Raw genomic sequence first — 9,071 nt, forward strand, 5'->3', positions numbered from 1 at the left:
CAGCTCAAGCGCGCCGGCTTCAAGGTCGACCTCAACGTGGTCGACTGGGCCACGCTGGTGCAGCGCCGCAACGACCCGAAGCTGTGGGACATCTACGTGACCCATTCGGGCCAGTTCCCCGAGCCGATGCTCTCGCCGCCGCAACTGGGCGACGGCGCGCCGGGCTGGTGGGACACGCCCGCCAAGAAAGCGGCGCTGCAGGCCTTCAACGTCGAGAGCGATCCGGCCAAGCGCGGCGCGCTGTGGGGCAAGGTGCAGCAGGTGGTCTATGAAGAAGTGCCGTACATCAACGTCGGCAAGTTCAATGGCCTCTCGGCCAAGAGTCCGGCGCTGGACAACTACCAGCCCGCGACCTGGCCGTTCTTCTGGAACGCAAGGATCAAGTAAACCCCCGCCCCGCCACGGAACCGCCCCCCATGTTTCGCTATCTTGCTTCCCGCGCCGCCGGCATGTTGGTCGTGCTCGCGATCGTGGCGGTGCTCGTCTTCGTGCTCACGCGCGCGGCCTCGGGCGATCCGGTCTCGGTGCTGCTGGGTGACCAGGCGACGGCGGCCGACATCGCGCGCGTGCAGAAGGAATACGGCCTGGACAAGCCGCTGCCCGTGCAGTTCGGCTACTGGCTGCGCGAAGTGCTGCAGGGCAACCTCGGCACCTCGATCTTCCTGCAGCGGCCGGTCACGCAGGCGCTGTGGGAGCGGGCCGAACCGACCACGCTGCTCGCGCTGATGGCCGTGGCCATCGCGGCGCTGATCGGCGTGCCCTGCGGCATCGTCTCTGCGGTGTTCCGCGGGCGCGTGGTCGACCAGCTCTTCACCGGCATTGCGATGCTGGGCGCCAGCATTCCGAGCTTCTGGCTCGGCATCGTGCTGATCCAGATCTTTGCGGTGTCCTTCGGGTGGTTTCCTGTCTCGGGCTACGGCGCGCCCGATGCGCCGTTCGCCGAACGCCTGCACGCGCTGGTGCTGCCGGCCACGGTGCTGGGCCTCTTGAACTCTGCGCTCATCATCCGCTTCACGCGCGCTTCGATGCTCGACGTGCTCGGGGAGGACTATGTGCGCACCGCGCGTTCCAAGGGCCTGAGCGAGAGCACGGTCGTGCTCAAGCATGCGCTGCGCAATGCGCTGGTGCCCATCGTCACGGTGATCGGCCTCACGGTCGCGCTGATGATCGGCGGCGCCGTGATCACCGAGACCGTGTTCGGCTTGCCTGGTGTCGGCAACCTGGTGGTGAGCGCGGTGCTGCGGCGCGACTATCCGGTGATCCAGGGCGCGCTGCTCGTGATTGCGGCGATCTACGTGCTGATCAATTTCTCCATCGACCTGCTCTACGCCGTCGTCGATCCGCGCGTGAAAGTCTGAGGGAACAAGAATGCAAATGCCACGAATGCTCCGCCAGCTGATGCACCGCCGCATCGTGATGGTCTCCGCGCTGGTGCTGCTGGTCATTGCGGTGCTCGCCATCGGCGCGCCGCTGTTCGCCTCCATCGATCCCAACGACACCGCCGTGCTGCAGCGCCTGAAGGGCCCGAGCGCCGAGCACCTGCTGGGCACCGACGAGCTCGGCCGCGACATGTATTCGCGCATCGTGCACGGCGCGCGCTACTCGCTGGCCATTGCGGCGCTCACTGCGCTGGGCGCGGTGGTTGCGGGCACGGTGCTGGGCCTCTTGGCCGGCTTCTTCCGCCGTCTCGACACGCCGCTGATGCGCGTGGTCGACGCGATGATGTCCTTCCCCGACATCCTGCTGGCCATTGCGCTGGTGGCGATCTTGGGGCCTTCGCTCATCAACACCGTGCTCGCGCTGGTGCTGGTCTACACGCCGCGCGTGGCGCGGGTGGTGCGGGCCTCGACGCTGGTGGTGCGCGAGCTGCTGTTCGTCGAGGCGGTGCGCGCGCTGGGTGTGCGCACCTCGCGCATCCTGTGGCGGCACATATTGCCGAACCTGATGTCGCCGATCCTCGTGCAGGTGTCGTTCATCTTCGCCTACGCGATCCTGGCCGAGGCGGGGCTCTCGTTCCTGGGTGTGGGCGTGCCGCCCGAGATTCCGACCTGGGGCACCATGGTCGCGGGCAGCCAGCAGTACGCGCACCAGGCCTTCTGGGTGGTGCTGTTTCCGGGGCTCGCGATCATCTTCACCGCGCTCTCGCTGCAGCTGCTGGGCGACGGCGTGCGCGACCTGCTCGACCCCAAATTGAAGAAGACCCTGTGATGACGAACGCCACGAACACACCGCAAAGCGCGCGTTTGACGGTCAGCAACCTGAGCACCAGCTTTCCCACCGAGGACGGCCTGATCCGTTCGGTGGCCGATGTGAGCTTCTCGATCCAGCCCGGCAAGACCACGGCGCTGGTCGGCGAATCGGGTTCGGGCAAGTCGGTGACCAGCCTCACGCTGATGCGCCTCCTGCCCAAGACCGCGAACGCGCAGGTCAGCGGCCAGGCCTCTTTCGTGACCCGCGAGGGCAAGACGCTCGACCTGCTGCAGATCGGCGAGCGCGAGATGCGCAGCCTGCGCGGCAACCAGCTGTCGATGATCTTCCAGGAGCCGATGACCAGCCTGAACCCGGTCTTCACCATCGGCGAGCAGATTGCCGAAAGCGTGCGGCTGCACAAGGGCCTGGACCGCAAGGCCGCCATGGCCCATGCGCTGCGCATGCTGGAGCTGGTGGAAATTCCCGCGGCCGCGCAGCGCATCCACGAGTACCCGCACCAGCTCTCGGGCGGCATGCGCCAGCGCGTGATGATCGCGCTGGCCATGGCCTGCGACCCGACGCTGCTGATTGCCGACGAGCCCACCACCGCGCTCGACGTCACCATCCAGGCGCAGATCCTCGAGCTCATGCGCCGGCTGCAGGCCGAGACCGGCATGAGCATTCTCTTCATCACCCACAACCTCGGCGTGGTCGCGCACCATGCGGACGACGTGGTGGTGCTCTATGCGGGCCGCGTGGTCGAAAGCGCGCCGGTGCGGCCGCTGTTCGCGCAGCCCGAGCATCCGTACACGCAGGGCCTTTTGGCCTGCCTGCCGGGCAAGGCGCGGCTGCCGGGGCAGCCCAAGCCCAAGCGGCTGTTCGCGATCCGCGGCCAGGTGTCGAGCCCGCTCGCACCGCCGCCGGGCTGCGCCTTCGAACCGCGCTGCGACCATGCGCTGGCGGGCTGCAAGGAAGCGATTCCGCCGCTGATCGACATCCGCCAGGGCCGGCAGGCGCGCTGCATTCGCGTGCAGCCGGATGCTCAACTTGCGAGGGTGGCATGACGAGCGCGCTGCTCCTTTCTTGCTCCTTCCCCTCCCGGGGGAGGGCCGGGGTGGGGGCACGCGGCCGTTCCATCGTTGCGACGCTCTCCACCGCCCAGAGCCCCCACCCCAACCCTCCCCCGGAAGGGGAGGGAGAAAGCCTACGATGACCACCGCCGCTCCCCTCATCGAAGTCCGCGGACTCAAGAAATACTTCGGCGCCAGCGACCGCCCGGTGCGCGCGGTCGACGACGTGTCCTTCGCGATCCAGCCCGGCGAAACGCTGGGCCTCGTCGGCGAATCGGGCTCGGGCAAGAGCACCATCGGCCGCACCGTGCTGCGCCTGGTCGAACGCACCGAGGGCCAGGTGCTCTACCGCGGCGACGACATCGGCGCGCTGTCGGCCGAACGCATGCGCCGGCTGCGCAGCAAGCTGCAGATCATCTTCCAGGACCCGTATGCGAGCCTGAATCCGAAGATGCGCATCAGCGCGATCCTCGGCGAGGCGCTCTCCACGCACGGCCTGCACAAGGGCGCGGCGGCGCGCGACAGGCGCATTGCCGAGCTGCTCGAAACCGTGGGCCTGCGCGCCGAGCATGCGAGCCGCTTTCCGCACGAGTTCTCGGGCGGGCAGCGCCAGCGCATGGTCGCAGCGCGGTTCGAAGGCGCAGCCCGGCGGCGGTGCGAGCTTCGCATCCCTACACGCAGGCGCTGCTGGCCGCGAGCCCGAAGCCCGACCCGACGCTTGCCACCGAGCGCATCGCGCTCAAGGGCGATATCCCGAGCCCGATCTCGCCGCCTTCGGGCTGCGTGTTCCGCACCCGCTGCCCGCACGCCATCGAGGCCTGTGCGCAGACGGTGCCGCCGCTCGACGAGATTTCCGCCGGACACTACAGCGCCTGCATCCGAAAAGAGCTGCTCTCCAACATTGCCGCATGAACACCATGACCGACACCACCGCCGACCCGGAATTCAACGACCCGCTGCTGGGCAGCAACWTCAAGCCCTACCCGCGCACCCAGCCGCCGCGCCGCCGCAGTGAAGTCGGCGCCGCGGGATGGAACGTGCTCGCGGGCGACCTGCCGCTGCCGCTGGCCGTGCTCAAGCGCGAGGCGCTCGAGCACAACCTGGCCTGGATGCAGTCGCGCGTGCGCGCCTGGGGCATCGACCTGGCGCCGCACGGCAAGACCACCATGTCGCCGCAGCTCTTCCGGCGCCAGCTCGATGCCGGCGCCTGGGGCCTGACCTTCGCCACCGTCACGCAGCTGGCGGTGGGCGTGGCCGCCGGCGCGCGCCGCACGCTCATCGCCAACCAGGTGGTGAGCGATGAAGACCTGGCCGGCATCCAGCTGCTGCTGCACGCGCACGCCGACCTGCGCGTGGTGTTCCTGGTCGATTCGCTCGCGCAGCTCGCATTGATCGAGGACTGGTCCAAGCGCCATCCCGAGAGCGTGCCTTTCGAGGTGATGCTGGAGATCGGCGTCGAGGGCGCACGCACCGGCTGCCGCACGCATGAGGAAGCCGTGGCGCTTGCCACGCGGCTGCGTGCCAGCGATGCGGCCAAGCTCGTGGGCATCGAAACCTACGAAGGGCAGGGCGCCACGGGTTCCAGCGAAGCCGACGCGGCCTATGCCAGCGCGCTGATGGACCGCGTGGAAGCCATCGCGCGCCATTGCGACACGCAGCAATTGTTCGAAACCGACGAGGTGCTGGTCTCGGCCGGCGGCTCGGCCATCTTCGACCTGGTGGCGGGGCGCCTCAAGCCCGCGCTGGGCTCGCCGGTGCGCGGCCTGCTGCGCTCGGGCTGCTATGTGACGCACGACCACGGCTTCTACAAGCGCATGGTGAGCGCGGTGGACGAGCGCCTGGGCTGCGATTGCGGCGAGAGCCTGCGCCCCGCAATGGAAGTGTGGGCCACGGTGCAGTCGCGGCCCGAGCCGGGCCTGGCGATCCTGGCCGTGGGCAAGCGCGACATCTCCTTCGACCTGTCGATGCCGGTGCCCATTGCGCGCGCCGCACGCGGCATTCTCGAAGCGCAGGCCGTGCCCGCCGGATGGAAGATCAGCGCGCTCAACGACCAGCACGCCTACCTGCGCTGGGACGCCGCCGAAGAGGCGCAGGCCCCCGTGGTCGGCGACCGCGTGGGCCTGGGCATCTCGCACCCCTGCACCACCTTCGACAAATGGCACTGGATGCCGGTGGTCGAAGAGAACTACCGCGTGAGCGACGCCGTCGCCATGCATTTCTGAACCCGCCGCGATGACTCCTTCCCTGCTTCAGAAGATCGCGCAGGCCCGCAGCAGCGCGCCGGCCACGCGGCGCGCGATTCTCGACCTGATCCTCGAAGACCCTGACCGCGCGCTCGAAGAGAGTTTCGAGCAGCTGGCCGAGCGCTCGCGCAGCTCGGTGCCCACCATCATGCGCACCTGCCGCGACCTGGGCTTTGCGGGGCTGCGCGAATTCAAGCTCGCGCTCGCGCAGGAGCTGGCGCTCGGCGGCTCGCCGCTGCACCGGCGCGTGAACATCGAGGACGCGGCCGACGAAGTCGTCGGCAAGATCGCGCGCAGCGCGGCGGCTTCTGTTTCGGGCGTGCGCGGACAGCTCGACATGCAGGTGCTCGAAGGCGCAGTGGCCGCCATCGCGGCCGCACCGCACGTCGACCTGTACGGCGCGGGCGCCACCTCGTGGTTCATGGCCAACGACCTGCAGGCGCGGCTCTTCAGGCTCGGCCTCTCGGCCAATGCCTGGGCCGACTACCACCTGCAGCAGGTGGCGGGTGCGGCGCAGCGTCCGGGCGGCGTGGTCATCGCCATCTCGCACGTGGGCGGCATGCCTTCGCTGCTCGACGCGGTGGACATCGCGCGCGGGCAGGGCGCCAAGGTGGTCGCGCTCACGCGGCCCGGCACGGCCCTGGCGGCCAGGGCCGACTTCCTGCTGGGCCTCTCGGTGCCCGACGACGCCGTGATGCACGTGGGCATCGACGCCTACCTGACGCACCTCACGGCCATCGAGATCCTCACGGTGCTGGTGGCGCAGCGCCGCGGCGAGCCTGCGGTGCAGCGCCTGCAGCGCGCGCGTGAAGCCTTCCAGCGCCACGGCATCGACGCCACCACGCATCCGCTGCAAAGCTGGGACGGCGGCGGCATCAACACGGGAGGGCCCGCATCGTGAGCGATCGATCGAAAGCCATCCTGCTCGAGGCCGGACTCGTGGTCGACGGCTCGGGCGGGCCTTCGTGGCCCGGCGACGTGCTGCTGCAGGGCGACCGCATCGTCGCGCTCGGCGAGGGCCTGCGCGGGCGGCTGCCCGAAGGCTTGGCGCCCGAAGGCGTCGAGATCGTCGACTGCCGCACGAAGGTGATCGCACCCGGCTTCATCGATGCGCACACGCATGACGACGCCATCGTGCTGCGCGACCCGCTGTGCCTGCCGAAGGTGTCGCAGGGCATCACCACCGTGGTGACGGGCAACTGCGGCATCTCGCTCGCACCGTACCGCACACCGCAGTCCAAGCCGCCGCTCACGCTGCTGGGCGCGGAATCGTTCAAGCATGCGACCATGGCCGAGTACCGCGCGGCCGTCGATGCCGTGCAGCCCGCGCTCAACGTGGCGGCGCTGGTGGGCCATACCACCTTGCGCTTCGCAGCCATGGAGGCGCTCGACCGGCCCGCGAGCGGCGACGAGCTTGCGCGCATGGCGGCGCTGCTCGAGGGCTGCATGGCCGAGGACGCGCATGGCCTCTCGTCGGGGTTGTTCTACGAAGAAGCATTTGCTGCGCCGGCCGAAGAAGTGACCGCGCTCGCGCGCGTCGTGGCAAGGCACGGCGGCGTCTACGCGACGCACCTGCGCAGCGAGATGCAGCAGATCATCGAGGCGCTGCACGAAGCGGGAGACACCGCGTTCAGCGCCGGTGTGCCGCTGGTCATTTCGCACCACAAGTGCGCGGGCCCTGCCAACTGGGGCCGCACGAAGGAAACGCTGCCGTTGATCGAAGCGCTCGCGCAGCGGCAGAAAATATCGATGGACGTGTACCCCTACGTGGCCGGTTCCACCGTGCTGCGCGAAGACCTGGTCGACGGCGTCATCGACGTGCTGCTGACCTGGTCCGACCCGCACCCCGAGATGACCGGCCGCCTGATCTCCGACATCGCGCGCGAGTGGGGCACCACCGAGCAGGAGGCGTGCTTGCGCCTCAAGCCTGGTGGCGCCTGCTACTTCCAGATGCAGGAAGAAGACGTGGAGCGCGTCATTGCGCATCCGCTCACCATGATCGGCAGCGACGGCCTGCCGCACGACCGCCATCCGCATCCGCGGCTGTGGGGCGCCTTCCCGCGCGTGTTCGCGCGCTACTGGCGCGAGCGCCGCCTGTTCACGCTCGAGCAGGCCGTGCACAAGATGACCGGCATGACCGCGCGCAACCTGCGCATCGCAGACCGCGGGTTGCTGCGTGTGGGTGCGATGGCCGATGTGGTGGTGTTCGACCCCGAGACCATTGCCGACACCGCCACCTACGACAAGCCGCACGGCGTGAGCCTGGGGGTGGAGCGGGTATTCGTGAATGGGGTGCTCGCGTATAGGGGCGGTGATGCTGAAGCGAAGGTGCTCGCGCGGGCGGGGCGGATGCTGACTCGAGGGAGCTGAGGCGCACGTTGCGCTGGGGTCTTGTGTTCGGGGCGCGTGCACAGGCCACCGGGTACTCCCCTCCGCGAATGTCCCCCGGCCTGCGGCCTCCTCCTTGATTTCGCTGCGGGGAGCACCCGATGSCCTGTGCACSWGGGCACGCYSYKGGTGTACCGCTGATCAACRACYGCTCTGTCCAACGCTCCCGCTGATGGGGTGCCTTGCGCAGCGAAATCAAGGGGGAGGCCGAAGGCCGGAGGACATTCGCGGAGCAAGGKACCCCGTCGGCGGGAGCGCGCCCCGAACAACAGCGCCAAGCCGAACAACGCCAAGCCGAACAGCGGCGCCAAGCGCGCGCGCAGAAGGCGTGGCATGCTGGCGCATGGCCCATTCCACACCGCTTTCCGACTCCCCGGCCCAGCCTTCGTCTTTCCACCGCCGCCCGGTCCCCCTCGCCAAGGCCTACCGCCTGCTCAACCACGGCCCCACCGTCCTCGTGAGTGCGGCGCATGGCGGCCAGCGCAACATCATGGCTGCGGCGTGGGCAATGCCGCTGGATTTCGATCCGCCCAAGGTGGCGGTGGTGCTCGACAAGAGCACCTGGACGCGCGTGCTGCTCGAAGGCGCGGGCAGCTTCGCGCTGCAGGTGCCCACGCGGGCGCAGCTCGATCTCACCGATGCGCTGGGCAACAGCTCGGGCCGCGAGATCGTGGAGCGCGACGGGCACGACAAGTTCGCGGCCTATGGCTTGCAGACCTTTGCGGGCGTTGCGACCGAGGCGCCGCTGCTGGAAGGCTGCGCGGCCTGGCTCGAATGCCGCCTGCTGCCCGAGCCGCCGATCCAGCAGCGCTACGACCTGTTCCTGGGCGAGGTGATCGCTGCACAGGCCGATGCGCGCGTGTTCGCCGACGGCCGATGGAACTTCACCGGGCATGACGAGCTGCGCACGCTGCATCACGTGGCGGGCGGGCATTTCATCGTCGATGGCGAGGCCGTCGATGCGCGGCCGCTGGCGCCCGTGCGCCGCTAGCCTTGCCGCGCGTGGCTGGTTCCGGTTTCAGGGAACGGGGTTGCGCGCGACCGGCACCACCAGCATGCGGCGCAACGCGAGCACGCCGCACAGGCCCGCGATAAAGACGAGTAGCAAGGCCCACGCCGTGTCCGCCGTCGAGCTGCCATCCGGCCAGTCGCCGATGAAGATCGTGCCGCTGTTGTAGGC

General features: G+C 69.2%; 7 protein-coding genes and 2 pseudogenes. All 9 read left to right on the forward strand.

Features of this window, described 5'->3' with window-relative positions:
- Positions 1-387: pseudogene (locus tag AC1DOC_RS18170) on the forward strand (ABC transporter substrate-binding protein); the annotation flags it as partial.
- A gap of 29 nt (positions 388-416) precedes the next feature.
- Positions 417-1,358, forward strand: coding sequence for an ABC transporter permease (locus AC1DOC_RS18175; protein WP_012746364.1), 942 nt, complete (start codon positions 417-419; stop codon positions 1,356-1,358).
- A 10-nt stretch (positions 1,359-1,368) separates the two neighbouring features.
- Positions 1,369-2,208, forward strand: a complete 840-nt coding sequence (locus AC1DOC_RS18180; RefSeq protein ID WP_012746365.1) for an ABC transporter permease — start codon at positions 1,369-1,371, stop codon at positions 2,206-2,208.
- Positions 2,208-3,254 carry an ABC transporter ATP-binding protein gene (locus tag AC1DOC_RS18185; RefSeq protein WP_478079101.1) on the forward strand — a complete coding sequence of 349 codons (1,047 nt, stop codon included), beginning with the start codon at positions 2,208-2,210 and terminating at the stop codon, positions 3,252-3,254. The genes AC1DOC_RS18180 and AC1DOC_RS18185 overlap by 1 nt, the downstream gene beginning before the upstream one ends.
- Before the next feature lie 145 nt (positions 3,255-3,399).
- Positions 3,400-4,172, forward strand: a pseudogene (locus tag AC1DOC_RS18190) (oligopeptide/dipeptide ABC transporter ATP-binding protein).
- Entirely contained in the window at positions 4,169-5,482 is a 1,314-nt protein-coding gene (locus AC1DOC_RS18195) for an amino acid deaminase (RefSeq protein ID WP_478130207.1), read from the forward strand. The pseudogene AC1DOC_RS18190 and the gene AC1DOC_RS18195 overlap by 4 nt, the downstream one beginning before the upstream one ends.
- Positions 5,483-5,492: 10 nt before the next feature.
- Positions 5,493-6,404 (forward strand): MurR/RpiR family transcriptional regulator, encoded by a 912-nt coding sequence (locus AC1DOC_RS18200; protein WP_436287312.1) that lies wholly within the window; start codon positions 5,493-5,495, stop codon positions 6,402-6,404.
- Entirely contained in the window at positions 6,401-7,873 is a 1,473-nt protein-coding gene (locus AC1DOC_RS18205) for an N-acyl-D-amino-acid deacylase family protein (protein ID WP_436287313.1), read from the forward strand. The genes AC1DOC_RS18200 and AC1DOC_RS18205 overlap by 4 nt, the downstream gene beginning before the upstream one ends.
- 361 nt (positions 7,874-8,234) lie before the next feature.
- Positions 8,235-8,882 carry a flavin reductase family protein gene (locus AC1DOC_RS18210; protein WP_018906487.1) on the forward strand — a complete coding sequence of 216 codons (648 nt, stop codon included), beginning with the start codon at positions 8,235-8,237 and terminating at the stop codon, positions 8,880-8,882.
- Positions 8,883-9,071 lie beyond the last annotated feature (189 nt).

Source organism: Variovorax sp. 01T439_2 (genome assembly GCF_056398445.1).